The sequence below is a fragment of the Flavobacterium difficile genome (assembly GCF_011392115.1).
Taxonomy (GTDB): domain Bacteria; phylum Bacteroidota; class Bacteroidia; order Flavobacteriales; family Flavobacteriaceae; genus Flavobacterium; species Flavobacterium difficile.
On the sequence record NZ_JAAJBT010000027.1, the window covers coordinates 1 to 393 of the forward strand.

General features: G+C 39.9%; 1 pseudogene. It reads right to left on the reverse strand.

From position 1 onward, the window contains the following. Positions 1-393: pseudogene (locus tag G4D72_RS13300) on the reverse strand (gliding motility-associated C-terminal domain-containing protein); the annotation flags it as partial.

Consider the following 393-nt stretch of genomic DNA (forward strand, 5'->3'; position numbering starts at 1 on the left):
CTAATACACCATCGTTATCATCATCTGGATCTACATTATCCGCAACTCCGTCATTATCACTATCTAAAATGTCTCTGTAATCTACCTCGCCATCGCCATCTTCATCGCCTAATGAAGCTGCATTTGGCGTGTTGATGTTGTCATTTACATCATTGCCTACTACATCATCCCATGCATCATCTAATCCATCTCCATCTGTATCAACTCCTGTTGCAATAGCAACACCTTCGTTGTTCTCAACGATGTCTGTTAATCCATCATTATCAGAATCATTGTCTAAATAATCAGGAGCATCTGTAGTATCTGTGTTTGTTGGTACTGAAATGTATCCAGCGCCTTCGTAAACATCATCAATACCATTGTTATTCGCATCTACTCCACTTGGTGCAACAT